The 23,585-nt window shown below is 60.1% G+C and carries 24 protein-coding genes and 1 tRNA gene; 16 read left to right on the top strand and 9 right to left on the bottom strand.

Features of this window, described 5'->3' with window-relative positions; translation table 11 throughout:
* Window positions 1-208 precede the first annotated feature (208 nt).
* From ABID12_RS07435 to ABID12_RS07425, 3 genes are read left to right on the top strand one after another with little or no spacing between them, the layout of a single operon-like run.
* Window positions 209-1,507, top strand: coding sequence for an adenylosuccinate synthase (locus ABID12_RS07435; RefSeq protein ID WP_319518775.1), 1,299 nt, complete (start codon window positions 209-211; stop codon window positions 1,505-1,507).
* Between the two features lie 52 nt (window positions 1,508-1,559).
* A complete protein-coding gene (locus ABID12_RS07430) occupies window positions 1,560-3,500 on the top strand; it encodes a hypothetical protein (protein WP_354433689.1) in 1,941 nt (646 codons plus the stop codon).
* Between the two features lie 56 nt (window positions 3,501-3,556).
* Complete coding sequence (locus tag ABID12_RS07425; RefSeq protein WP_354433688.1) at window positions 3,557-4,150, top strand: SagB/ThcOx family dehydrogenase; 594 nt, start codon at window positions 3,557-3,559, stop codon at window positions 4,148-4,150.
* Between the two features lie 134 nt (window positions 4,151-4,284).
* Here ABID12_RS07425 and rpoH read toward each other — a convergent pair whose 3' ends face one another.
* Together rpoH and ABID12_RS07415 are read right to left on the bottom strand one after the other, a co-directional pair.
* On the bottom strand, window positions 4,285-5,253 hold the full coding sequence (rpoH, locus tag ABID12_RS07420) for an RNA polymerase sigma factor RpoH (RefSeq protein ID WP_106309746.1): 969 nt from the start codon (window positions 5,251-5,253) through the stop codon (window positions 4,285-4,287).
* A gap of 125 nt (window positions 5,254-5,378) precedes the next feature.
* A complete protein-coding gene (locus tag ABID12_RS07415) occupies window positions 5,379-6,410 on the bottom strand; it encodes an RluA family pseudouridine synthase (protein WP_354433687.1) in 1,032 nt (343 codons plus the stop codon).
* Window positions 6,411-6,481: 71 nt separating this feature from the next.
* Between ABID12_RS07415 and ABID12_RS07410 the strand changes: the two genes are divergently transcribed.
* Together ABID12_RS07410 and ABID12_RS07405 are read left to right on the top strand one after the other, a co-directional pair.
* On the top strand, window positions 6,482-6,874 hold the full coding sequence (locus ABID12_RS07410; protein ID WP_106309752.1) for a hypothetical protein: 393 nt from the start codon (window positions 6,482-6,484) through the stop codon (window positions 6,872-6,874).
* Window positions 6,874-7,701, top strand: coding sequence for a TrmH family RNA methyltransferase (locus ABID12_RS07405; RefSeq protein ID WP_354433686.1), 828 nt, complete (start codon window positions 6,874-6,876; stop codon window positions 7,699-7,701). The genes ABID12_RS07410 and ABID12_RS07405 overlap by 1 nt, the downstream gene beginning before the upstream one ends.
* A 7-nt stretch (window positions 7,702-7,708) precedes the next feature.
* Here ABID12_RS07405 and ABID12_RS07400 read toward each other — a convergent pair whose 3' ends face one another.
* Both ABID12_RS07400 and ABID12_RS07395 read right to left on the bottom strand, forming a co-directional pair.
* Window positions 7,709-7,990 carry a hypothetical protein gene (locus tag ABID12_RS07400; RefSeq protein ID WP_354433685.1) on the bottom strand — a complete coding sequence of 94 codons (282 nt, stop codon included), beginning with the start codon at window positions 7,988-7,990 and terminating at the stop codon, window positions 7,709-7,711.
* Window positions 7,991-8,004: 14 nt separating this feature from the next.
* A complete protein-coding gene (locus tag ABID12_RS07395; protein ID WP_354433684.1) occupies window positions 8,005-8,625 on the bottom strand; it encodes a DUF1134 domain-containing protein in 621 nt (206 codons plus the stop codon).
* Window positions 8,626-8,825: 200 nt separating this feature from the next.
* Here ABID12_RS07395 and chpT point away from each other — a divergent pair, with 200 nt between their 5' ends.
* From chpT to ABID12_RS07380, 3 genes are all read left to right on the top strand, one after another.
* Window positions 8,826-9,467 (top strand): histidine phosphotransferase ChpT, encoded by a 642-nt coding sequence (chpT, locus tag ABID12_RS07390; RefSeq protein WP_319518780.1) that lies wholly within the window; start codon window positions 8,826-8,828, stop codon window positions 9,465-9,467.
* Between the two features lie 185 nt (window positions 9,468-9,652).
* Entirely contained in the window at window positions 9,653-10,867 is a 1,215-nt protein-coding gene (locus ABID12_RS07385; protein ID WP_354433683.1) for an efflux RND transporter periplasmic adaptor subunit, read from the top strand.
* Entirely contained in the window at window positions 10,860-12,260 is a 1,401-nt protein-coding gene (locus tag ABID12_RS07380; protein WP_354433682.1) for a hypothetical protein, read from the top strand. Before ABID12_RS07385 ends, ABID12_RS07380 begins: the two co-directional genes overlap by 8 nt.
* Window positions 12,261-12,349: 89 nt before the next feature.
* Here ABID12_RS07380 and ctrA read toward each other — a convergent pair whose 3' ends face one another.
* Window positions 12,350-13,051, bottom strand: coding sequence for a response regulator transcription factor CtrA (gene ctrA, locus ABID12_RS07375; protein WP_106309770.1), 702 nt, complete (start codon window positions 13,049-13,051; stop codon window positions 12,350-12,352).
* Window positions 13,052-13,481: 430 nt separating this feature from the next.
* Between ctrA and ABID12_RS07370 the strand changes: the two genes are divergently transcribed.
* The gene (locus tag ABID12_RS07370) at window positions 13,482-13,832 is read left to right on the top strand and encodes a flagellar export protein FliJ (RefSeq protein WP_106309773.1); all 351 of its coding nucleotides are present in this window, start codon (window positions 13,482-13,484) and stop codon (window positions 13,830-13,832) included.
* Between the two features lie 181 nt (window positions 13,833-14,013).
* Here the strand turns inward: ABID12_RS07370 and sciP are convergent, their stop codons facing one another.
* From sciP to ABID12_RS07350, 4 genes are all read right to left on the bottom strand, one after another.
* Window positions 14,014-14,289 carry a CtrA inhibitor SciP gene (gene sciP / locus ABID12_RS07365; protein WP_018065061.1) on the bottom strand — a complete coding sequence of 92 codons (276 nt, stop codon included), beginning with the start codon at window positions 14,287-14,289 and terminating at the stop codon, window positions 14,014-14,016.
* 194 nt (window positions 14,290-14,483) lie between these two features.
* Complete coding sequence (locus ABID12_RS07360; protein WP_319518783.1) at window positions 14,484-15,146, bottom strand: sugar transferase; 663 nt, start codon at window positions 15,144-15,146, stop codon at window positions 14,484-14,486.
* 575 nt (window positions 15,147-15,721) lie between these two features.
* A tRNA-Gly gene (locus ABID12_RS07355) sits at window positions 15,722-15,796 on the bottom strand.
* 259 nt (window positions 15,797-16,055) lie between these two features.
* Entirely contained in the window at window positions 16,056-16,238 is a 183-nt protein-coding gene (locus tag ABID12_RS07350; protein ID WP_354433681.1) for a hypothetical protein, read from the bottom strand.
* Between the two features lie 78 nt (window positions 16,239-16,316).
* On the opposite strand from ABID12_RS07350, the gene ABID12_RS07345 reads away from it, so the two are divergent.
* The 7 genes from ABID12_RS07345 to ABID12_RS07315 all read left to right on the top strand — a co-directional run bounded on the left by ABID12_RS07345 (window position 16,317) and on the right by ABID12_RS07315 (window position 23,455).
* On the top strand, window positions 16,317-17,906 hold the full coding sequence (locus tag ABID12_RS07345; RefSeq protein ID WP_354433680.1) for a fucose isomerase: 1,590 nt from the start codon (window positions 16,317-16,319) through the stop codon (window positions 17,904-17,906).
* Between the two features lie 123 nt (window positions 17,907-18,029).
* Window positions 18,030-18,545, top strand: coding sequence for a prolyl-tRNA synthetase associated domain-containing protein (locus ABID12_RS07340; RefSeq protein ID WP_319518786.1), 516 nt, complete (start codon window positions 18,030-18,032; stop codon window positions 18,543-18,545).
* Between the two features lie 57 nt (window positions 18,546-18,602).
* Window positions 18,603-19,577: a thioredoxin gene (gene trxA / locus ABID12_RS07335; RefSeq protein WP_354433679.1), complete on the top strand. Its 975-nt coding sequence runs from the start codon at window positions 18,603-18,605 to the stop codon at window positions 19,575-19,577.
* 12 nt (window positions 19,578-19,589) lie between these two features.
* Window positions 19,590-20,255, top strand: coding sequence for an LON peptidase substrate-binding domain-containing protein (locus tag ABID12_RS07330; protein ID WP_319518787.1), 666 nt, complete (start codon window positions 19,590-19,592; stop codon window positions 20,253-20,255).
* A 10-nt stretch (window positions 20,256-20,265) separates the two neighbouring features.
* On the top strand, window positions 20,266-20,454 hold the full coding sequence (locus ABID12_RS07325; RefSeq protein WP_106309791.1) for a Trm112 family protein: 189 nt from the start codon (window positions 20,266-20,268) through the stop codon (window positions 20,452-20,454).
* A 95-nt stretch (window positions 20,455-20,549) separates the two neighbouring features.
* Window positions 20,550-21,443 carry a hypothetical protein gene (locus ABID12_RS07320; RefSeq protein ID WP_354433678.1) on the top strand — a complete coding sequence of 298 codons (894 nt, stop codon included), beginning with the start codon at window positions 20,550-20,552 and terminating at the stop codon, window positions 21,441-21,443.
* Window positions 21,428-23,455, top strand: coding sequence for a trypsin-like serine peptidase (locus tag ABID12_RS07315; RefSeq protein WP_354433677.1), 2,028 nt, complete (start codon window positions 21,428-21,430; stop codon window positions 23,453-23,455). The genes ABID12_RS07320 and ABID12_RS07315 overlap by 16 nt, the downstream gene beginning before the upstream one ends.
* Window positions 23,456-23,585: the final 130 nt, after the last annotated feature.

Below are 23,585 nucleotides of genomic sequence, written 5' to 3'. Positions count from 1 at the left end.
GTCCCCTATTTGGCTCATCCGCAGGTCGTATCTTCAAAAAAGAAGGGATGATGGTTTTACCGCGCTTTCGCCATAATCTGTCGCGCGTGCCAAAGTCACGCAAAAATTTTGCGGGCTTGCGGCTAAGGGGTGTCGCAATATACGTAAGGGATGGTTATAGATGCTGCGGTTCTGCCGCAGGCAAGGCATCGGTTTCTAGGTAGGTAAAATGACAAATGTTGTAGTGGTCGGCTCGCAATGGGGCGATGAAGGCAAGGGCAAGATCGTCGACTGGCTGTCCGAGCGCGCGGATATCGTGGTGCGCTATCAGGGCGGCCATAATGCCGGCCACACCCTCGTGATTGATGGCGTCAGCTACAAGCTGTCGCTGCTGCCGTCAGGCGTTGTGCGTGAAGGCAAGCTTGCCGTTATCGGCAATGGCGTGGTCGTTGACCCGCATGCACTGATTGCCGAAATCGGCCGGCTGGAAGCGCAGGGCGTTTCGATCTCGCCCGACAATCTGCGTATCGCCGACAACGCGACGCTGATTCTTTCGTTGCACCGCGAACTGGACGGCATGCGCGAGGATGCCGCATCCAATTCCGGCACCAAGATCGGCACCACGCGCCGCGGCATCGGTCCGGCCTACGAGGACAAGGTCGGCCGTCGCGCGATCCGGTTGATGGATTTGGCCAATCTGGAAACGCTGCCGGCCAAGGTCGACCGCCTGCTGACCCATCACAATGCTTTAAGGCGCGGTTTTGGCGCAGCCGAAATCGAGCATGATGCGATCATGGATGAACTGACCTCGATCGCCGACAAGGTTCTGCCGTTCCGCGAAACCGTCTGGCTGCTGCTCGACAAGAAGCGCCGCGCCGGTCAGCGCATCCTGTTTGAAGGCGCGCAGGGTTCGCTGCTCGATATCGATCACGGCACCTATCCCTTCGTCACCTCGTCGAACACGGTCGCAGGCCAGGCCGCCGCCGGCTCCGGCATGGGGCCGGGCGCGCTTGAATATGTGCTCGGCATTACCAAGGCCTATACCACCCGCGTCGGCGAAGGTCCGTTCCCGACCGAGCTTAAAGACGAGGTTGGCCAGTTTCTCGGCGAGCGCGGCCGTGAATTCGGCACGGTGACCGGGCGTCAGCGCCGCTGCGGCTGGTTCGATGCCGTGCTGGTGCGTCAGGCTGTTGCCACCAACGGCATCACCGGCATCGCGCTGACCAAGCTGGACGTGCTGGATGGCCTCGATGAGCTGAAAATCTGCGTCGCTTATGAGCTTGACGGCGAGCAGATCGAGGCACTTCCGGCCAGTCAGGGCGCTCAGGCACGGGTCAAACCGGTCTACATCACGCTCGAAGGTTGGAAAGAATCAACCGTCGGCGCACGCAAGTGGGCGGACCTTCCCGCACAGGCTGTCAAATATGTACGCCAGGTTGAAGAGCTGATTGGTGCACCAATTGCGCTTCTATCCACAAGTCCTGAGCGTGAAGACACCATTCTTGTGACCGATCCGTTTGAGGATTAAGCATAAATCATAGTATTGTCGCGGAATACGACCCGCACAATAGGGGTAATTAATGGCGGATTTCACAGCAGTCATTCGGCGTGCCGTCGAAGGCCTTCCGGAACAGTCTCCGGAATTGCGCGCGCGCGTTTACGAGAAGGCGCGATCCGCCGTCGTCCGGCAGATGGAGAACATGTCTCCGGCCCCGCCCGAGGCGTTGATCAAGCGGCAGATAGACAAGATCGACGCCGCGATTGCCGAAGTCGAGGCCGAATTTGCCGAGGCGTTGCCGCCCGAGGATGCCGATCTGCCGGAAGAACCTGTTGCCGCGCAACAGGCGCGAGACGATATTTCGGCCGATGCGGGCGATGACGAGCCTGCTCGCGCGCCGGAAGACGCACGACAGGAATGGCCCGCCGATGAGGCGGAAACACAGCAGGACGACGAACCGGAAGAGGTTCCCACTGGTGAGCCGGAACGGGTCGTTTCCGATGCGTCCTACCCCGAATATGACGATCACCATGCGCATGAGGGTCCGGCGGAGCCGGCTCCTGGAATGGCCGAAGCGCCTGAGTTTGCCAACAGGCCTGCTGTCGACGAAAGTGCGGAAACGGAGACCGCGCCTTTCGATGAAGAAGCGCCCTCTGCGTCGCGCAATCTGCTTGAAGGCGCAACCTTCGAAACGGTCAGCACGCCGGACCGGGTCTATCACGATGATGGCGCCGAAGACCGCGACAATGCCTATACCTATGATGTGACCGACGAACCGGTCGAAACCGATGCGGGCACCGTCATCGTCGAGCCCGACGAAGAAGAGGCGCTGCGTCGGGACTGGGATGATGAAGAAGAACAACAATCCGCGCCGCATGACTGGAATTTCGAGGCGACAACCGCAAAGGCCGGTCCGTTCGAGCCCGCTCCGCCGCCGCCCCGCCGGTCCGTGCCGGAAAAGGACTGGGCGCATGTCGACAGTCTTTTAGGGCTGGAACCGGAAGATCCCGGTTCGGGCTTCGATGATTATGACGAGATGACCGGCGCCCCGGCGCAGGCTGGAGATGATGACGCCGAGGCCGGACGCAAGCGGCGTATTTTCATGATCGCCGGCGCCGTTGTCGTCGCGCTGGTTCTCGTTGTCGGCGGCTATTTCGCCTGGGACAACCGCGATCGTATCGTGGCGGCTATTTCGCCTGCCGATCAGCAGCAGAGTGCGGGAAGCGAGCCGTCTTCGGCATCGGGAGAACCCGCATCTGAGCCGGACGAGACGCAAACGGCCGAAAACACCAAGCCCTATACCCAGCGACTGCTGCCCGACGGAACCGAGGTCGACGAAGGCCTGCCGGCTGCCGGTGCCGTGTCCGGGCCGGCGCGCTCGGTTGCCAACCAGACATCGCCCTCGACGCCGTCGGAAACAGCGTCCGCCACAGAGACGGCCGATCCCGCGCCGCCGGTCGGGTCCGGGCAGAAGATGTATCTTTATGAAGAACAGCTCGGCCAGTCCGTACCCTCGGCCTTCCAGGGCACGGTTGAATGGGAGCTGAAGCAGGAGAACACCGGAACGGCGGTTTCCGAACCGGTGGTCGAGGGCGTTTTGAATGTGCCTGATGCCGGCCTTTCCGGTGTCCTGACCTTCCGGCGCAATGACGACCCGTCGCTGCCGGCAAGCCATCTCATCGACATTTCCTTCACGCTCAGCGATGATTTCGACGGTGGCGGGATCGAAAATGTCCAGCGCATTTCGATGAAGGGCACCGAGGCGGCACGCGGCGATCCGTTGATCGCGGTTTCCGCCAAGATCACGGACGATCTCTACATGCTCGCGCTCAACGATTTCGATCAGGCGCGTGCGCAGAACCTCTCGCTTCTGGGAGAACGCAACTGGATCGACATTCCGGTGACCTACCGCAATGGCCGCCGTGCGCTGCTGACGCTTGAAAAAGGCACGACCGGCATGGCGATCTTCAACCGCGCCATTCAGGAATGGCAGGCGCTCGGCGATATCAACAGCGGCAACTGACGCGGTTTTTCGATACCGCGCAAGGCTGCTTGCGGGCGTGAAACGGGGCCGGACAGATGGGTATCACTCTTGGTCAGGCAATTTCCCGCCGGCGCTCGGTCCGCACTTTTGCGGAGCGTCCGATACCGCTCGCTTCCGTGGAAAAGCTCCTGTGGGCGGCCCAGGGCAGGTCTGACGAAAATGGCAAAAGGACCGCTCCATCCGCGCACGCGCTTTATCCGCTTCGCCTGTTTGTCCTGGCAGGCAGGGTCGCCGGTCTTGAGCGCGGATTATACGCCGCTGAACCGGCCGGGCCTGGCCTGAAAGCCATCACCCAAACCGATCTGCGACCGGCCCTGTGCAAGGCGGCGATTGGTAACCCTGAATGGGTTGCGAATGCGGCGTGCATTATCGCCCTCTGTGGCGATATGCTGGCCGCGGCACAGGCGTTTGTCGACCAGCAGCCCTATGGCGCGCGCGGCGAGCGGTATGTTTATCTGGAAGCCGGTGCGGTTGCGCAGAATATCCAGCTTCAGGCGGCGGAAGAAGGGCTGGGAAGCGTTCTGGTCGGCGGCTTTGATGATGAAGCTGCGGCAGGTGTTCTTGATCTGCCGGCGCCACTTGCTCCTCTTGCGCTGATGTGTATCGGCTCTCCGGCCTCTGAACATTGATAACGGCTGGATGGCCCGGATCATCGCCGTATCACAAAACAAAACGCCCCCGCGGTTTCATCCGTGGGGGCGTTTCAATATGTTCAGGCTTCATGTTCCCGGTTGGCGAAAACGCTCAGACCGAGGCGATCCTGTTATTCCGAAGCGTCGTCGCCGTCGCGCACGGCGCGGACCGCGCGGGCATTGGCGGCAACCTGTTTCTGCACGGCATCCTGCACCTTCTCGAAGGCGCGGACCTCGATCTGACGGACGCGCTCGCGCGAAATGTCGAACTCGCCAGACAGCGATTCCAGGGTTTCCGGGTCTTCGGAAAGCCGGCGTGCCACGAAAATCCGCTTTTCGCGGTCATTCAGCACGTTCATCGCCGATGACAGCATGTCGCGGCGGTTTTCCAGCTCATCCTGATTCATCAGGATGTCTTCCTGGCTGTCATTCTCGTCGACCAGCCAGTCCTGCCACTGCCCGCTTTCGCCCTCGGTCGCGCGGATCGGCGCGTTGAGCGAGGCGTCGCCGGACAGGCGGCGGTTCATCGAAACGACCTCTTCCTCGCTGACTTTCAGCTTGGTGGCGATTTCGCTGACCTGTTCGGGATTGAGATCGCCGTCCTCGATTGCCTGGATCTTGCCCTTCAGCCGGCGCAGGTTGAAGAACAGGCGCTTCTGATTGGCGGTTGTGCCCATTTTGACGAGCGACCACGAACGCAGGATATATTCCTGGATCGAGGCCTTGATCCACCACATGGCGTAGGTCGCAAGCCGGAACCCGCGTTCGGGATCGAATTTCTTCACCGCCTGCATCAGTCCGACATTGCCTTCCGAGACAACTTCGCCGATCGGCAGACCGTAACCGCGATAGCCCATCGCGATCTTGGCGACGAGGCGCAGATGGCTCGTCACCAGCTGGTGAGCGGCATTGCGGTCGTCATGCTCCTGATAGCGTTTGGCGAGCATGTATTCCTGCTGCGGCTCCAGCATCGGAAACTTGCGGATTTCCTCGAGATAGCGGTTGAGACCGTTTTCTCCGGCGCGAATGCTGGGTAATGTATTGGCCACTGCTTTCACCCCCTTGGTGTGTCTGAACCTTCCATGAAACAAGCATAGCATAGCCAGCGAGGTCTTGACCCCGCAAACCAGTCACTGATGTCATGAAGGGAAAACCGGATTTAAGTATGGCAATCCCGTGTTTCAAGGTTCTCGAACGGTGAACACTCCATTCACTGGAATGTTTTTTACGCTGATGGCCCGAATGCCGCGCACAGTGCGGTCATATCGTCGGGAAGGGCGGCCTCGAAGCGCATCTGCGCACCCGTTGCGGGATGTTCGATGACCAGAAGGGCGGCATGAAGCGCCTGACGCGGAAAGGCGCGCACAATACTGCGTGCCGGTTCTTCCAGAAGGTTGGCCTTGGTCTTGAAACCGGACCCATACAGGCTGTCGCCGATCAGCGGATGGCCGGCATGAGCCATATGGACGCGGATCTGATGGGTGCGTCCGGTCTCAAGACGGCATTCGACCAGGCTTGCAAGCGCCGTTCCGTCGGGCCGCTCGCCGAAACGCTGCTCGACATTGTAATGGGTGATCGCAAAATCGGCATCGGCGCTGTCGGCGGATTTGACCGCGCGGCGGATGCGGTCGGAGGCGCGTCCCAGCGGCGCGTCGATCGTGCCGTGCAGGTTGCGCGGCCGTCCCCAGACCAGCGCCTTGTAGGCGCGTTGCAGCGGCCCGGTGCGGCCGTGGTCGGCAAATTGCGCGGCCAGCGCCTGATGGGCGGCATCGTTCTTCGCCACGATCATGACGCCGGTGGTATCCTTGTCGAGGCGATGGACAATGCCCGGCCGCCTGACCCCGCCAATGCCGGAAAGCGTATCGCCGCAATGATAGATCAGCGCATTGACCAGTGTTCCGGTCCAGTTGCCCGCGCCGGGATGGACCACAAGGCCAGCCTGCTTGTTGATGACGATGATATCGTCGTCCTCGTGCAGGATGTCGAGCGGAATATCCTCGCCTTGCGGCTCGGCCTCGACGGCTTCCGGGATGATTACCGTGATTTCCGCACCGGGCTTCACCTTGCGGCTTGCCTCGAGAACCGGCGACCCGTCGACCGTGACAGCCCCCTTGCCGATCAGTGCCTTGATGCGGGTGCGCGATACACCGTCGCCCATCTGGCGTGCGACAAAAGCGTCGAGGCGCTCTTTCGTTCCTTCGGGAACGAGAAAGACTTTTCTATTGGCCTCTGTTTGTTTAAAGGGATCGTCTGTCATCTGAGTGTTTGCGTGAGGGCTGGTGCGAGACTGGCGCTTGTATGCCAAACAAGGCTGCGGAGCAATGGACAATGTCGCAACATCTTAACGAAGACCAGGAAGAAGAACAGCCGCTTGACCCGGCCGTCGAGCTGGTACGGCGGCGGATGCTGCGATTGCAGATCGTTTCCGCGCTGATCATGATCGTCTCTTTGATGGCGGTTTTCGGCGCGATCCTCTACAAGGTCTTCAACAAGCCGGCCGACGAACAGACGGCGGCAACCTCCTCCGGGGCGATCGTGCCGGCCGATGCGCCGCGTGCGCTGACGGCCACGCTGCCGCGCGGGTTCCAGATCGCCGATATCAGCTATGGCAACGGTCAGGCGCTGATTTACGGCCAGAAGGAAAACGGCGAGCAGACCTTGTACCTGTTCGACCTTCACACCGGCCGGATGGCCGCCGATGTTGAAATCCGTTTTGACTGATGGCGGCTGAACCGGTTGCGATCCTTGACCCAGAGGACGAACGGATAGCGCCTTTTCGCGCCATCCGGGAGAAGGATCTGGTCGGGCGTCGCGGCCTGTTCATTGCCGAGGGCACCGTGGTGCTGCGTGTGCTGTCTCAGGCGCACGGCAAGGGGCGTTTTGTCGCTGATCGCATTCTGGTTCTGGAAAACCGGCTCGCCGGTGTTGCCGATGTGCTTGCGGGTTTTCCTGACGACATTCCCGTTTATGTCTGCGGATCTGCGGTGATGAACGCGATTGCCGGTTTCGACATGCATCGTGGCGTGCTGGCGCTCGGGCGGGTGTCGGAAAGCCCGTCGCCTGCCGGGATGATTGCCACGCTGCCGGACAATGCGCTGGTTGCGGTCGCGGTCGGCCTTTCCAATCACGACAATGCCGGCGGGATTTTCCGCAACGCCACGGCTTTCGGCGCCGATGCCGTGCTGCTCGACGAGACCTCCTGCGATCCGCTCTACAGGAAAGCGCTGCGGGTCTCGGTCGGGTCGGTTCTGAAAATGCCGTGGAGCCGCCGCGGGTCTGGCGCGGAAATCCTGACAGCGCTTGATGCCGCCGGTTTTCAGGTCGTCACCCTTTCTCCGGCGGGTGAAGATGCGCTTCATACCCTGCGGCCCGACCGGCGCACGGCGCTGGTGCTGGGAACCGAAGGGGAGGGGTTGCCGCTGGATATCCTGAAGGCTTTCCGGCCGGTGCGCATTCCGCAGTCGCCGGGGCTCGACAGCCTGAATGTCGCCACTGCCGCCGGGATCGCGCTTTATCAGCTGGCGCTTTCGACCGGTCGCATCGGCTGACCGGCCGTCAGTTCCCGTTGTCTTCGGCAATCCGTTTCAATGCACGGGCGGCCAGGCTGAGGCGGGCGGGGTTTGTCCTGCCCTTCTCGGCGCGCGAGAGCGCTTCGACAAGCGCCTGTTTCGCACCGGTTTCGTGGCTATAGGCAATCATCATTGCGGCAAGTTCGGCAAAGGCGTCCCTGAGCGCGTCGTCTTCCTGCGCGGAACCGGCGGCTTCGTCCACGCGTGCACAAAGTGCGGCGTAACGGGCCTCGATTTCGCGTTTTTCTGCTTCAGGTTCGCCTGCCAAGCCGCATTCTCCGGTCAGAAGGGGTTCCAGGTCGGTCTCTGGGTCAGTTTCAGATATCCGGCATTGACGCCAAGTCGCGCGCCGATGCCGGAGCGGACGGGGACCAGAACGATATTGCGGTTGGTATAGACCTGCATCGAAAAACCGGCAACGACATAGGCCGAACCGGAAACGCCCCCGAAGCGGCGGAACAGATCGGGCACCGCCGGCAGGTTATAAACCAGCATCATCACCCGCGAACCGTCGCCGCCGTAGTCGATGCCGATCGAGGGGCCTTGCCAGAAGACCTTGTGCATGCCGGCATTCTTGGTGTTGAGCTGACCCTCGCCATAGGTGAGGCCCGCGATGAATGCGCCGGAGCCTTCCGAGCCGAGAATATAGCCGTTGGGCAGGCCGTGTTTGGCGAAGGCATTCTGCAGTGCCGTGGCCAGGCCGGAGCTTGCCGAGCCGAAAAAGGTGTTGCCCGCGTCAATAACCTCCTGTGCGGAGAAATTGCCGTTTTGTTGCGGCTGGACTGCTGCGGGCGGCGGTTGCTGTGCGGTCTGCGCGGCTGCCTGCAGGGTGCAGAGCGCCGTCAGCAGGAGCAGAGCGAAAATGAGGGCCGATGCGGACCTTGAGACTGTTCTGGCGAGCATGGCGGTTCCATTCCTGTTGCTTTATGGCATTACCGGGGCGCTACGCCATTGCCTTTTTCTGTGAATGTGGCAAGCGTGGAACCCGCCGCTATTGTGAGGGAGACCTCTTAACAATGGATTTACCAAATGCGGCGATTTTCCGGAAAGGCGGGAAATGCTATGGCGTGGTGGCCGGCCAAACCGGAAGGAAGTTTGCAGCGATGAAAAATCCGAATCTGACACTGAGCGGAGCCGATCTGGCCGCGCTTCTGGCCAGCCGCATATGCCACGACGTGGTCAATCCTATCGGTGCTGCCGGAAACGGACTGGAATTGCTCGATGAAGGCGGCATGGACGAGGAAGCGCTGAACCTGATCCGTCAGAGCACGCTCAGCGCCACGGTTCATCTGAAATTCGCCCGGATCGCGTTCGGCGCCTCGGGAACCCTCGAAGCCCCGCTTGATACCGGCGAGGCCGAAACGGCCGCGCGCGAGCTGATCGGACTGGGCAAACGCGTGACGCTGAACTGGACCGGGCCGCGCCTCAATGCGCCCAAGGACCGGGTGAAGCTGCTTCTGAACCTGTTTCTCGTCGCCCAGTCCACCATTCCGCGCGGCGGCACCATCGATGTCGGGCTTGATTCTGCCGGTGACATCTTCGCCTTCATTATCCGCGCCCGTGGGCCGTATGTGCAGATGCCGGCCGATTTTGCCCGGATCTATGGCGGTGTCATGGAAGACCCGATCACCTCTCACAACGTCCAGCCCTATTACACTGCGCTTCTGGCCGAAGAATCCGGCATGTCCGTCGAATTCGTCGTCAATGATGGCGAAGTGGTGTTCGAGGCCAAACCGGCGGTCTGAACAGCGTGCGGCGTGGCGTGATTTTGCGTTGCGGCAAGGGGCGATCCAATTTTTGTCACGCTTTGTGCTCATATTGGGTTTTCTTTGCCGTGTCGCATTGGTGGTTGATGAAACAATTTTGCCAGTGCGACGTTTAGAAAATACTTGACCACAACTGTCCCGTCAGTTTCTGAGGGAGCCCCGCCTTGCTTTTTAATGAAGTTTCGCTGCGATTGTCAGCGGGCGCGCTGGTTCTGGCGCTGCCGGCAACGGCCTTTGCCGACCCGCCGAAGACCTACCAGATTGCCGTTGCCGACCCGACGCGGGAGGTGCGGCGCGTGCCTGTCGAAATGCGCCCCTTCCCCGAAGAAATCGTTCGCAGTTGCAAAATCGGCTACGGACGGCCCCAGGCCGTGGTGGCGCCGGTCTCCGGTCGGCTGACGCTCAACGTGGCAAACGGCCGGGCGGTGGCGCCGGGCGATGTCATTGCGCGCTACGATACCGAAGCGCTCGAGCGGCGGGCGGAGGAAGTCCGGCTGGATATCGACTATATGCAGGCACGGCTTGATTACCGGACGGGCCCGTATCAGGAAAACACCCGCGCCATCCAGAACCTCAACGAGGCGGAGAAAGAGGCGACCCGTGACTATCTGGCTGCGCAGTTCGCCGAGATGAAGCGGCTTTACGGTCAGGGCCGTCTGGCGCTTGGCCGCTTTCAGGAAGCCCAGCGCAACCTTGATGCGGCGGATGCGGCGCTGGAGCGCGAACGGCGGCAGAACGTGATGGCGCGTCAGGAGTCCGGGCTTGAGGTGATCCGGATGACCCATGATATCCGCAAACGCGAAAACGCGCTTGCCGAGGCCAATGACAAGCTCGACAACGCGATTGTCAGGGCAAGCGCATCCGGCCGTCTTGTGGATGTCGAGACCAGCACGGCTGCCGACGGCAAATTGACGGTCGATGAAGGCGACCGGCTGGCCCTGCTTGTCGATCCCGGGCAGCTTGGCGCGCGGCTCACATTCGACGATGCCGAGATGCGCCTTGTGCGCAATGCTGCAGTCACCGTGGCGCCCGAAAGCGACGGAAAGCCGAGGCCTGCTGAAATCTCTGCCTTTCGGCCGCTGGAAAAACCGGTGGAACGCCGTCGCGGGGAGCTGACCACCGAAGTCGAGGTTGCCTTCCGCGATCCTGCCGGGGCCGATCTTCTCAACCAGACGGCGACCTGCCGCTTCACCAAGCCGAGTGTACGGCCGGAGCCTGCTGTGCCGGTGTCGGCGGTGGTGATCAGGGATGACCAGACCTTCGTGCGCAAGGATGACGGCGACGAACCCGAACTGATCAAGGTGGAACTCGGCAATATGTCCAATGACTATGTCCGGGTGATCTCGGGTCTCAATCCGGGTGATTTTGTCCTTGACTAGACGTGCAGTGCCCCTCTCCAGCCGGCGACCGGTCCTTCCCCGTCGTCGCTCCGTTTCCGCCTTCGCAGGCCTTGCCCTGTGCAGCGTCGCACTGGCGGGCTGCGCTTCGACGCAGCTCAAGGAAACCGAGACACGCATCGACGTGATGGAAGCCGAGCTCAACGCCCCGCCGCCGGTGCCGCCGGATGACGGAAAGGCGCTCGGGCCTTCCGAACTGCTCACCAGCGCAAACAGCCGCGGCAAGGATTTCATGCGCGCCCGCATCAGCCGCGCACGCTCGGTGCTGGACCTCGATAAGGTCAAGTCGGGCCGCTATCCGCGCGTCAGTGCCGAAGCCCGGCAGATTTCGACGTTCAACCGTGAAAACGATGAAATCGAGACTGTTTCAAATATCGTCCTCGGCGTGAACTGGGACGTTTCGCGGGCGCTTCTTAGGCTGGATCGCCGGACGGTGAAAGTCGCCGGGCGTCTTATTCCGGTGCAGTATCAGGTGGCCCAGCGCAATGCCACGCGCGCGCTTCTGCATACCTATAACGATTATACCGCGCTTGATTTCCAGCGCGAAAATGTTGCCCTGAAGCAGAAGGGGCTGGAATGCCGGGTCGAGGACATGGAAGTCGAAGTGGCTCTGGGCAATTCCAGTCAGATGGAGCTCGACACGCTCAGGGACCAGATCTCAGCGGCCCGCCGTGAAGCGATGGCTGTGTCCCGCTCGCTTGCCTCCAAGCGGGATGAGCTTCTGGGGCTTTCGGGACTTGCCGAAGGCGGTTATGACGTTTCCCCCGGCCGTTCCGTTCTTTCGGCGCTGTCCGACTATCCACCGGTCAAGACAGAGGATGCAGAAGCCTGTTTTGCCGTCTCGGGCAAGAAGCAGCTGGAGGACCTTCTGGTGGAAGCGGCGGCTGCCCAGCTGGATATTGCCGAACAGTCGCGGTTTACCCGGCTGACGACCTCGATCCCGAGTTTCATGACCCAGACCGGCGGCTTCAACCTTCAGTTCCTGATTTCCTATGTCTTGCCGCTCATCGATGAGGGCGATGGGCTGCGCATGACGCAACAGGCGCGGCTGACCCTGCTCGACACGATCCTGACCGCGCGCGACAACCGCCGCGCTTTCATGAGTGACTTCGACTCGCTGAAACTGGGGATCGCCGCCGCCGAAAGTGAACTGGCTGCAGCCAGTTCGGTGCTGGCGCGCGCCGAAACCCTGCTGCAAAGCGCTGACCCGTTGGAGCGTTGTGCTGCGGAAAACGATGTCGCCAAGGCCCGGGCGTCGGTGAAATCGGCCGAATACAAGATCGAGCGACTGAAGGGCGATCTGCGGCTGCTGTGCGCCCCGCTGGGCGAGCGGCGCGACGACATTGCCCAACAACAGCAGCCCGCGGCCGAATAGGCGGCATTCGGCCTTCCTGGCGAGTACAAAAACAAAAAAAAGCGGCGCCGGGCGCCGCATGATTTTGAGGGGAGGAGGAAAAGGCGGGCTCAGGCCCGCTTCTGCATTTCCTGCTGGTCCGGATCGCGCAGCACATAGCCGCGACCCCAGACGGTCTCGATGAAATTGGTGCCGCCGGCGGCGTTCGCAAGCTTCTTGCGCAGCTTGCAGATAAAGACGTCGATGATCTTCAGTTCCGGCTCGTCCATCCCGCCATAAAGGTGGTTGAGGAACATTTCCTTCGTCAGCGTCGTGCCCTTTCTCAGCGAAAGCAGCTCGAGCATCTGATATTCCTTGCCGGTCAGGTGCACCGGATGGCCGTCGACCTCGACAGTCTTGGCATCAACATTGACGGCAAGATCGCCGGTGGTGATGATCGACTGCGCATGGCCCTGGGACCGGCGGACGATGGCGTGAATGCGTGCGACCAGTTCTTCCTTGTGGAAAGGCTTGGTCAGATAATCATCCGCGCCCGAGCCGAAGCCGCGCACCTTGTCGTCGGTGCCGGACATGCCGGAGAGGATGAGGATTGGTGTGGAGATCTTCGAAACCCGAAGCGCCTTCAGCACTTCATATCCCGACATATCGGGAAGGTTGAGATCGAGAAGGATGATATCGTAATCGTAGATCTTGCCGAGATCGACGCCTTCCTCACCGAGATCGGTGGTATAGACGTTGAAATTTTCGCTCTTCAGCATCAGCTCGATGCTCTGCGCTGTGGCACTGTCGTCTTCGATTAAAAGAACCCGCATGTCTTTCCCCTTGAACCGCCGCAATTGAAAGGTCTGGTGTCGCCCCGACGCGATACGGACTCAGTGATGACCTGAAACAGAAGCTGCCATTGAATGGTTAACAAATTCTGATTCCTTTTGGCAAGGTGAACAGAATTTATTAATGAACATAGTGACGTCGTTGATTTCATTGAGTTTTTTAGTTTGTGAAACCCAACAAAAAAGATTAACCAAACTGGCTAAGTGACTCATTAGACTCGCAAGTTTCCGGTTTTTTCGCTTTCGGTTTACCGACCCTTAAGTGATGACCGCTATGGTCTTCGATGACTGTAAATGAAAGGTTACCGGGATTTCGAATTCGTTAATCATCCCCGAAAAAGGGAGAACGAATCAGAAATCAACAAGGGGGGCGCCTTTCGGCAATGCGTTCGTCAGCCGGGGAGTTTTGCGTATGAAGGCACGAAACAGTCTGTTGCGTCTGAAGGCGTTTCAGGTGAAGGAAAAGAAAAGGCAGTTGCAGCAACTGCAACTCATGATGGACGAGTTCGCACGCATGTCGGACGAACTCATGCAGCAGATTGCTGCGGAAGAAAAAAGGTCCGGGATTTCCGATCCCGCCCATTTTGCCTATTCCACATTTGCCAAGTCTGCGCGTCAGCGGGCGGATAATCTGGCCGTGTCGGTAGCGGATCTGCGCCAGCAGCAAAACGTTGCGGAAGCGGAACTTGCCCAGATGGAAATCGACTATGAGCGTGCCGCTGCCCTGGAAATGCGGGACGGCGCCAACAGGAAGCGCGCCTGACCGTCTCACGGGTTGGCTGGCGTATAATTGAACGAGGCCGCATCCATCGGGTGCGGCCTTTTCTTGTTTCGGGAGCTGCTGAAAACCGGAAAAAGCGCCACCATCATTTCTGACGGAGGCGCTTTTTTTTACCAAAGGCCTTGGCCGCGCTTGAAAGCGTCGGTCGTGCTGCCCTCGTGATTCAGTTCCGGTATTGCTGAATGCGGGTCGTGCGCAGACCGGCAAGGCCGTGATCGTCGATCGACGCCTGCCAGGAGAGGAATTCCTCCACGGTCAGGCAGTAACGCTCACAGGCTTCTTCCAGGCTTAAAAGCCCGCCACGGACGGCCGCCACCACTTCGGCCTTTCGCCGGATGACCCAGCGTCTTGTGTTGGAGGGCGGCAGGTCGGCAACAGTCAGCGGACTGCCATCGGGACCTATGACGTATTTTGCGCGAACGCGGGCTAGCTCGGTCATCGTACTCTCTACACAAACTCACAACCTATGACTTCAAGCTAGCGCGGTACTTTTAAAATTTGCCTAAGGACACGGTAACGCTCTGGTAACCAGAAGCGCCTGTCTCCCAGACGCTTCCGGCATGCTGACGGGCAACAAAAAGGGCGGAACACATGTCCCGCCCGGTTGTTGAATTTGATGGCCGTCGTTGCTGCCTAGAACCCCGTGCCGCGCCCCACTTCCGAACGCAGCGTTGCAAACAGGATTTGCATGTCGAGCATGAAGCTGTAGTTCGACACATAATAGAGGTCGCACATGATGCGGGCACGGGCTTCGCCGCGTCGCGTGGTCGGGCCGCGCCATCCCCTGATCTGCGCAAGGCCGCTGAGACCGGGGCGCATGACGTGACGCTGGTGATATTCCGGCACCAGTTCTTCAAACAGCATGCCGCTCGCCAGCATGCCGACGGCATGGCAGCGTGGCCCGATCAGGGACATGTCGCCGCGCAGGACGTTGAAGAGCTGTGGCAGCTCATCGATGTTCGTCCGTCGCAGGAAGGCGCCGATTTTGGTGATCCGCGGGTCATTCTCGACCGTCTGCTTCACGCCCGACTTGTCGCCAAGGTCGTTGCGCATCGAGCGGAATTTGAAAATGTTGATCTTGGTACCGTTTCGCCCCCAGCGCACCTGGCTGAAAAACACCGGGCCGGGGCTGTCGAGCCTGATCAGGATCGCGATCACAAGAAACAGCGGGCTGAGCGCCGCAAGGGCGCCAAACGAGATGGCAATATCGAACAGACGCTTCAGGGCCAGCTGAAGCTTTCGCCGTTGGTAATGACCGGAAAAGACAAGTTCATGACCGAACGCACGTCTGGGCAAAGTATTCGTTTCTGAAACATGGGCCGTGGGGGAGGCCTGAAAATCCGCCGCGCTCACTACAGCACCTTTTGGGTTGTAAATGTTTAAGTTGATTAAAATATTAGAATATACTGTTTTTACCCCCTCTCGACCGAATTGTCATCAGCGTTTGCCTGTTTTTCGGACTTTCATTGACACAATCGTTGCTGTGCTGAAGTGGTCGAATATGTGCCAGTCACAGACCATTTCTACGATTTATTTTTAATAGACTGAATTGTTTGATCTATTTTTTCTAATTTAGAAAAATGTTGTAAATTTGTTTCTGCCTCATATGCGCCAAAGATGAAGACCTGAAGAAAACGCAAGATAGGTATTCCGTAAACGCATGGCTCAGCTTCGTCTTACGTACGCTGGCCTTTCTCGATCGAAATACTGTGCTGAAGTGCATTTGCTTTACCGTCAGTGATAAACACCGACATAAAACCCGCATGCGGGGGGGAAAGTTCCGCGCGCCACGGAAAAACGCGTTGTGTTCGCAAACGAACAGGCAAGCGCCTCTTATTGCGCAACCAAAAAAATATGTAGGTAAGGAAAACTGGAGCGGGCGAAGGGATTCGAACCCTCGACCCCAACCTTGGCAAGGTTGTGCTCTACCCCTGAGCTACACCCGCTCATCAAACCGGTCCGGGGTAAGTCAGTGACCGGCGATGTCACCGTGTCGGCGACGAGGGCGTATATGGCCTAACCCGATTTCAAATGCAACAACGAAATGATGGATTTCTGCATTTTTTTGTGTGCGAAAAATCGCGAAGCATTTTCAGTGCATTAACGGAAGAAAGCGGAGCGGGGGCGGAATTTCCGTGTGCGCCGGGCGTTCTCGCATTGGATGAAAGCGAGAGATCGGGGCATTTGCCATGCTGAAGATTCCCGTCAATTCGGGATGGTGCTTGCCGTCGCCTGTTCGCCTGCATCCTGCCGGAAGACGTCGTTTTGACGCGCGCCCGTTTGCTGCTGGACAAGTGCCATTTCCGGGGATAACACGGGTGCTGACACGAATTTGCTAACGAAAAATCGGGATTTCGTTTCAAAATTGGTTTCCGGGTCGCTGGTCATGGTTCCAGCCGGCGCGCGCAACCAGCCAGTCTGCAGGGGACGTGATCTCGCTTTCATGACAACCGGGAGGAAATGGATATGACGGATATCATGCTGGTTGCCAGCGGTGACCTGCGCGAAAGCGCCAACACCAAGTGCTGGCCCACGCAAAAGGCGATGGAGGACAAGCTAGCCTTAGTCGTTGCCGAAATGGGGCATACGCTGAAACGTGCCCATCCGGTGAAGCCCGCCGGACACGGTTTCATTGCCACTCAGCGTGAGGGCATGGATGTTTTCAGGACCATCGATCCGAATGCGCCGATCATCGTGGCGGAGGCCGTCTGGCAATATTCCTATCATGTGCTGCCCGGCCTGCTGGCGCACAAGGGACCGATCCTGACGGTGGCAAACTGGTCGGGACAATGGCCGGGTCTCGTCGGCTTGCTGAACCTGAATGGCTCGCTGACCAAGGCCGGCGTTCCCTATGCTTCGCTGTGGAGCGAGACCTTCGATGACGACTTTTTCCGTGAAGGCCTGAAGAGCTGGCTCGAGACCGGCACGATTGTCCATGATGAAAGCCATGTCCGCCCGTTCGATGCGGCTTCGCTGCCGGCCGAACTGGCCGGACTTGCAGATGAGATTGCCGCCGATCTGGCCGGCAACAAGATCATTCTCGGGGTTTTCGACGAGGGCTGCATGGGCATGTACAATGCCATTATCCCGGATGAAATCCTGATGCCGCTCGGTGTATTCAAGGAGCGGCTGTCACAGTCCGCGCTCTATCACGCCACGAAACAGGTGCGTGACGAAGAAGCGCGTGCCGCCTATCAGTGGATGCTCGACAAGGGCATGACCTTCCATTTCGGCGCCGATCCGAAGGAGGAACTGACCGAAGATCAGGTCATCGATCAGTGCCGGATGTATATCGCTGCCGTCCGGCTGGCCGATTTCTTCGGCTGTGAAGCGATCGGCATCCAGTATCAGCAGGGCCTGAAGGATCTGTTGCCGGCCTCCGACCTGGTTGAGGGCATGCTCAACAATGATGACCGCCCGCCGGTGACCCGGGAAGATGGTTCGATCATCCGCGACGGCCGGGCAATCGTGCATTTTAACGAGGTGGATGAATGCGCCGGTCTCGATGCGGTGCTGACCAACCGCTTGCATCGCGCGCTCGGCCAGCCGGTGGAGACCACGCTGCACGACCTGCGGTGGGGCGACGCAGACAAATCGGGCTCGCGCGACGATTTCATCTGGGTGTTCGAGATTTCCGGCGCGGTTCCGCCCGCCCATCACGAAGGAGGCTGGGCAGGGTCGGAAAGCTATCGCCAGCCGGCGATGTTCTTTCCCTTCGGCGGGGGAACGCTGAAGGGTTACGCCAAACCCGGCGAAATCGTCTGGAGCCGCATCTTCCTCAAGGACGGCGCCCTACACATGGATATCGGTCGCGGGCAGGCGGTCAAGCTGCCGCCGGAAGAATGCGAGCGCCGCAGCCGGGCCACGGACTATCCCTGGCCGATCATGAATGCGGTTCTGACCGGTGTTTCGCGCGACCAGATGATGGCGCGCCACAAGGCCAACCACATTCAGGTTGCCTATGCGCTTTCGGCTGCGGAAGCCGACAAGGCGATGATGGCCAAGGCCGCGCTTGCGGCGAAAATGGGTATGACGGTCAGCGTCTGCGGCGTTTAGCACGCCTTGCCGTGATTTTGTTGCAATGGCCCTGCGCAGGCGGGGCCATTGTTGCATTCGGCCTCGAATGGTGGTGAAACAGGCGTGTTGTGATTTCACGCCGTCGAAAAGCACCTGGCCGCCATGACTGTTTCCAAGACCGCCCCCAAATCGTCCGAAGATCTGTTCACCTATCTCGATGAACTCGGGATTGCCTACGACAACCGGGAGCACCGCGCCGTCTTCACCGTTGCCGAAGGCGATGATCTGCGGGAGGAAATTCCCGGCGGCCACACCAAGAACCTGTTCATCAAGGACAAGAAGAGCCGCTATTTCCTGCTGACCGTCGAGGAGTATGCGACGGTGGACCTGAAACAGGTGCATAATCTGATCGGTGCATCCGGCCGGGTTTCTTTCGGCAAACCGGATGCGATGATGGCGTATCTCGGTGTTGAGCCGGGATCGGTTACCGCGCTGGGCGCGATCAATGATACCCAGCATCAGGTGACCTTCATCCTCGATGCGGATCTGATGGAGAGTGAAACCATAAACTGTCATCCGCTGCGCAACACGGCGACGACCTCCATCCACCGTGATGATCTTCTGCGCTTCATCCGGGCGACGGGACACGAACCGCTTGTCTTGAAAGTGACAGCGTGACACACGATCTACAGGCAAAGTCGGAACAGGCCCTGCGGGCCAGACGGGGAGATATTGATGAGCGGTTTTGACAACCCATATGGCGGCTCCTTCAGCGGCCAGATGAATGTATCGGCCGATGGCGCAACCAACGGCGCGACACCGCCCGGCGGACTGATCAAGGACACGACAACGGCCGATTTCACCAAGGACGTGATCGAGGAATCGCGCACCCAGCCGGTGCTGGTCGATTTCTGGGCGCCTTGGTGCGGGCCATGCAAGCAGCTTGGTCCGATCATCGAAAAGGCGGTGACGGGAGCCGGCGGCAAGGTCAAGCTGGTCAAGATGAATATCGATGATCACCCTGCCATTGCCGGTCAGCTCGGCATTCAGTCGATTCCCGCCGTTATCGCGTTTTCCAACGGTCAGCCGGTCGATGGTTTCATGGGCGCCGTGCCCGAAAGCCAGGTGAACGAGTTCATCGCCAAGCTGTCGTCGGCCAGTCCGTCCGAACAGGATCGCAAGGCCGAAATCGTGTCGGCGCTCGAGCAGGCAGAGCAATTGCTGGCCGAGGAGAAACTGCAGGAAGCCGGCCAGCTTTTTGCCGGCGTCATGCAGGCCGATCCGGAAAACCCCAAGGCCCTTGCCGGTATCGGCCGCTGCATGGTGGCCGCCGGACAGCTTGACCGCGCCAAGCAGGTTCTCGACCAGGTGCCCGAGGAACTCAAGGAAGATGACGCCATCAAGGCGCTCGCCACCCGCATCGCGCAGATCGAGGAAGCCCGCAAATTCGGTGATCCGGCAGCGCTTGAACAGGCACTGGCCGACAATCCCGACGATCACGCCGCCCGCATGAAACTGGCCAAGGTGCTGAATGCGGAAGGCAAGCGCGAAGAGGCGGCCGAACATCTGCTGACGATCATGCGCAAGGATCGCGAATTCGAGGATGATGGCGCACGCAAGCAATTGGTGGACTTCTTCGAAGCCTGGGGCCCGAAGGACCCGGCAACGATTACCGCGCGCCGCAGGCTTTCCACGATCCTGTTTTCGTAACGGGAGCGTATCATGCAGATTGGCAATGCCCGATATCTGACCCGCAAGGATCTGCCGGACGTGGTTCCGGTGTTTCCGCTGACGGGCGGACTGTTGCTGCCGCAGGGGCAATTGCCGCTCAATATCTTTGAACCGCGCTATCTGGCGATGGTTGACCATGCGGTTGCGGGCAACCGGCTGATTGCCATGGTCCAGCCCGTTCATCACGACGAGACGCTGGACGTCGACGCGCAAACGCCGCTTTCCAATATCGGCTGTGTCGGGCGCGTCACCTCTTTTGCGGAAACCGGTGACGGGCGCTATCTCGTGGCGCTCACCGGCATTTGCCGTGTGCGGCTGATCGAGGAAGTGCACACCGCCAAACCGTTCCGCAGTTTCGAGATCGCCCCCTTCATGGGCGACCTCAATGTCGAGGCGCAGGAAGCCGGTGTCGACCGCGCCGCGCTGCTGGAAGCCTTCGGCGCCTATCTTGAGGCCGAAGGGCTGGAGACGGAATGGGAGCATATCGAACAGGCGGGTAATCTGACGCTGGTCAACTCGCTTTCGATGATGGCGCCGTTCGGGCCGGCGGAAAAACAGGCGCTGCTTGAGGCGCCGGACCTCAAGGCGCGCGCGGAGATGTTCGTGGCGATCATCGAATTCGCGCTTGCCGGCGATCCCGGCGACAAGCTGCAATAGGGCATCCCCAATGAACAGGAAGGATGCCGGTATCGATCCGAAAATGCTGGAGCTTCTGGTCTGTCCGGTGACCAAGGGGCGGCTGACTTATGATACCGAGCGTCAGGAGCTTGTCTCGCAGAAAGCGCGGCTGGCCTATCCCATCCGCGATGGCGTGCCGATCATGCTGGCCTCGGAAGCACGCCCGCTCGAGCTTTAAGCATTCGGAAAGGCTTCTTCACACTGGATCGGCTTGTCACTTGCTGATGACCGGGCGCTCGATTACGTTTGCCCGCAGCAGGGGCAGTGAATGCGATGGTACGTGTGATCATTGAGAGCCCGGCCGGAGATGAATTCTATCCGGCCCGGGTCAAAAGAAACTATTTCGAATCGGGCGACACGATCATCAGCGGTGATCCGCTTTATGATCTGGAGACGGCCAATGACCGGCTGCTCCATATTCACGCCAGTCACAGCGGCGAGGCGGTGACATCGCCGTTTGCCGTCGGCGCCGTGCTGAGCGCGCGTGAGACGCTGATCGAACTGGACGTTGCCGATGATGACGCGCCGGAGGAATTGCATCCGCAAACGTTGGAGGAAACGGCCTCGCCAACCGGCACGAGACGTGTGGAGCTGCGCACGCCTGTCGATGCTGCGCTTTATCCTGCCAATCTTATGAAAGTGCACGCCGAGCCGGGAGAATGGATTGATCGCAACAGCGTGCTCTATACGATCGAAGCGGCAACCGGGGCGGTGGTTGAACTTCAGATGCCGCTTTCGGGCCGAATTCTGTCCAGCAATGACGCCCGCAATCTTGTGCGTCACCGCGCGATCGCCGTCATCGAACCCGATGAGGACGATCCGCTGGCAGCGGCACTGGGCACAGCGCAGGGCGTCTATCTGCTGGCCGACGGTGTGTTTGCAAGTGACGAAGACGAGACCGCCGCCGACAAACCATCTGCGACCGTCGCCGCGACGCACGGCCGGTCAGCAAAACGGCGGATCGGCCTTGTTGCCGGCCTCGGCGTGATTGCCGCTCTGGCCGTCTCCGGCTGGTATGTGCTGACCTATGTTCCGTTTGATCACGTCGGAGCCGGTGCCGACGGCTATTATGGCCAGCGCCTCAACATCGAATCTCTTGGTGGAAAGCGCAAACTCTTCATCTCGGACGAACAGCAAAGGGGATTTGCAGCATGGCTCGATTCCTGAACGGTCATTGTGCATGGCTGGATGCTGTATCGTCGGCAAAACTGCGCAGTGTACCGGTGCTTTTTCTGGCGGCACTGATGCTGTTGCCGGTGGTGACGCTGGCGGATGACGCGCGCGTGATCACGGCCGAAGGCAATGCATACCAAGCCGAATTCCGGCATCCGATGTTCGACGAGGACACAGCTCCTGCCTCGACGGTGACGCTCGGCTGGGACAGCGAACTGACAATGGGGCTTGATGCGGGCAAGCCAATGGTTTCCGCCCGGTTTCGCTATGAGCTCGAGGATTACCTCTACGCCTTGCCCACGCTTGGCCCCGGTGCGTTTCAACTCTGGTCGCCGACAGGCAGCGTGCCGGAAAGTGCAGCTCTGCCGGAGGCCGCGCCGCCCGTCCTGCCTTATGCGGTCAAACTGATCTTTCGCTTTCGCGTGCCAAGCCAGGATGCCGCTATCGGCCTCGCGCAGACTGTCGAAGCGCCGGGCCTGCCGGGAGCATGGGCAAGCAATCAGCCGCAAAGTCCGGACTGGTCCGATGTTTTCGTCTGGGAAAGCGGGGAGGCCGAGGGGGAACCGGTCCCCGCCGCCACCGCGGAGCAGATCTGGAATGACGGCGCATTGCAGCCGGACGGTGTGCGGATCGCCGGCATCAACTGGTCGACCGCGGACCTGATGGCCTATCTTGCCGAAAACAATATGCGCAACCGTTCCATCGCCACGGCCGAGGCGGTCAATCGCCTGCTTTCCGGTGCTGCCCGCAGTTTCGGCTATGAGGTCGCAGCGCAACTCGAAGACCCGGCGCAATTCGAGGAACCCGCTTTCCGTCCGGCGGTGCCGCTCGAATTGTTGCGCAAGTTCGAACGGCTTTTGAGCCTGCCGGACAGTCTGAAGGCGGGCGATCCGACGGCCTATGACGAGGCACGGGGCGACGCCGCCGCGATCATGGCGCTGATGGAAGACGATCAGGCTTCCTACGAGGAGATGGGGCCGACGCGTGCCGATCTTGTTGCAGATGCGACGGTGGAGCCTGCGCAAAACGGCATTCAGCCGGTCGACGGGCGCGCGACAGACAACCGTTCGCTGGCGGCCATTGTCACCGGCATCGACCAGGTGGTCTGCAGCGCAACCGTGGTTGGGCCGCGCCATGTTCTGACCGCCGCCGCCTGCGTTCTCGATCCCGAAACCGGAGAGGTGATTGCCGACCGGCAGGTTATGCCGCGGATCGATCTCGATGACGGTTACATCCCTGTTTCGCGTCGGTTCATCGCGCGCGCCTATCTGCCGGTGGATGCAGCCCCCTTCGGCTCGGCCGGCGCGCCTGAAAGCCAGGTCGCCCTCGTTGAGGTCCGCGAGCCTTCCGAGCGCCCGCCCTTTGCGGCCGAAACGGACGAAATATCCTTCTACAGAGGAGAGGAAGCAGGCGCTGGCGACGGTCGCCCGGTCGTACAGTTTCATGATGCGGCGACGGGCGGGCTGATGATGGCTTCGGGCTGTGCGGCGCTTGAAATCGAGCCAGGCGATCTGATGCCGGTGAACTGCACGCTGCCCGATGGTGCGTCGGGGGCCGGTATGCGTGTCGCCTCAGGCATTTTCGGGGTCTATCTTTCGCCCGGACTTGGGCGATATCTCGGAAAAACGGAAGTCGAGGCCATCGAGGCCATTGTGATGGGCAGCGGCTCGCCGTTTTTCCGCGCCATCGAGGCCAATCCCCGGTTTGCGATCACCTTTGTGCTGACCAACCGCTGCGATGTGCCGATCGATTATAATCTGCGCTATCGGGCGATTGAGGGCGATGAGAGCGGAGAATTTACCGACATTTCAGGGCGTATCGAGGGTGGCGTGCGCCGCTTCGTCGATCTGATGACGGATAACGGCGTTGTCTACATGCGCGGAACCGCCAGAGATGGCGACCTCGTCTGGGATGGTGGCCGGGTCTTCGACAGCGGCCGCCATTTCGGCATCCGCATCGATAGCTGGGGCGACTATTTCCACGCGCTGAGCTGTGACGGCAAGTAAGGCGCACTGCGGGAGAGAAACTTCATGCGGCGGGTCTTGACGATCCGGAAATTCTCGACCTAATCGATGTCATCGCCTTTTTCGGCCGGGCCCACCGGCTGATGCACACACCGGCGAGCCGCATATCAAG

It is taken from the genome of Martelella mangrovi, assembly GCF_040545495.1.
Classification (GTDB): Bacteria; Pseudomonadota; Alphaproteobacteria; order Rhizobiales; family Rhizobiaceae; genus Martelella; species Martelella mangrovi.
Note: the sequence above shows the minus strand (reverse complement) of the source record. Positions and strands in the feature narration are given on the sequence as shown.

Bases quoted from the DNA above. Each gene is read 5' to 3' on its own strand.
- ABID12_RS07435 (WP_319518775.1), top strand. From the start codon at position 209: ATGACAAATGTTGTAGTGGTCGGCTCGCAATGGGGCGATGAAGGCAAG.
- ABID12_RS07430 (WP_354433689.1), top strand. From the start codon at position 1,560: ATGGCGGATTTCACAGCAGTCATTCGGCGTGCCGTCGAAGGCCTTCCG.
- ABID12_RS07425 (WP_354433688.1), top strand. From the start codon at position 3,557: ATGGGTATCACTCTTGGTCAGGCAATTTCCCGCCGGCGCTCGGTCCGC.
- rpoH (WP_106309746.1), bottom strand. From the start codon at position 5,253: ATGCTATGCTTGTTTCATGGAAGGTTCAGACACACCAAGGGGGTGAAA.
- ABID12_RS07415 (WP_354433687.1), bottom strand. From the start codon at position 6,410: ATGACAGACGATCCCTTTAAACAAACAGAGGCCAATAGAAAAGTCTTT.
- ABID12_RS07410 (WP_106309752.1), top strand. From the start codon at position 6,482: ATGTCGCAACATCTTAACGAAGACCAGGAAGAAGAACAGCCGCTTGAC.
- ABID12_RS07405 (WP_354433686.1), top strand. From the start codon at position 6,874: ATGGCGGCTGAACCGGTTGCGATCCTTGACCCAGAGGACGAACGGATA.
- ABID12_RS07395 (WP_354433684.1), bottom strand. From the start codon at position 8,625: ATGCTCGCCAGAACAGTCTCAAGGTCCGCATCGGCCCTCATTTTCGCT.
- chpT (WP_319518780.1), top strand. From the start codon at position 8,826: ATGAAAAATCCGAATCTGACACTGAGCGGAGCCGATCTGGCCGCGCTT.
- ctrA (WP_106309770.1), bottom strand. From the start codon at position 13,051: ATGCGGGTTCTTTTAATCGAAGACGACAGTGCCACAGCGCAGAGCATC.
- ABID12_RS07370 (WP_106309773.1), top strand. From the start codon at position 13,482: ATGAAGGCACGAAACAGTCTGTTGCGTCTGAAGGCGTTTCAGGTGAAG.
- sciP (WP_018065061.1), bottom strand. From the start codon at position 14,289: ATGACCGAGCTAGCCCGCGTTCGCGCAAAATACGTCATAGGTCCCGAT.
- ABID12_RS07350 (WP_354433681.1), bottom strand. From the start codon at position 16,238: ATGACCAGCGACCCGGAAACCAATTTTGAAACGAAATCCCGATTTTTC.
- ABID12_RS07345 (WP_354433680.1), top strand. From the start codon at position 16,317: ATGACGGATATCATGCTGGTTGCCAGCGGTGACCTGCGCGAAAGCGCC.
- ABID12_RS07340 (WP_319518786.1), top strand. From the start codon at position 18,030: ATGACTGTTTCCAAGACCGCCCCCAAATCGTCCGAAGATCTGTTCACC.
- trxA (WP_354433679.1), top strand. From the start codon at position 18,603: ATGAGCGGTTTTGACAACCCATATGGCGGCTCCTTCAGCGGCCAGATG.
- ABID12_RS07330 (WP_319518787.1), top strand. From the start codon at position 19,590: ATGCAGATTGGCAATGCCCGATATCTGACCCGCAAGGATCTGCCGGAC.
- ABID12_RS07325 (WP_106309791.1), top strand. From the start codon at position 20,266: ATGAACAGGAAGGATGCCGGTATCGATCCGAAAATGCTGGAGCTTCTG.
- ABID12_RS07320 (WP_354433678.1), top strand. From the start codon at position 20,550: ATGGTACGTGTGATCATTGAGAGCCCGGCCGGAGATGAATTCTATCCG.
- ABID12_RS07315 (WP_354433677.1), top strand. From the start codon at position 21,428: ATGGCTCGATTCCTGAACGGTCATTGTGCATGGCTGGATGCTGTATCG.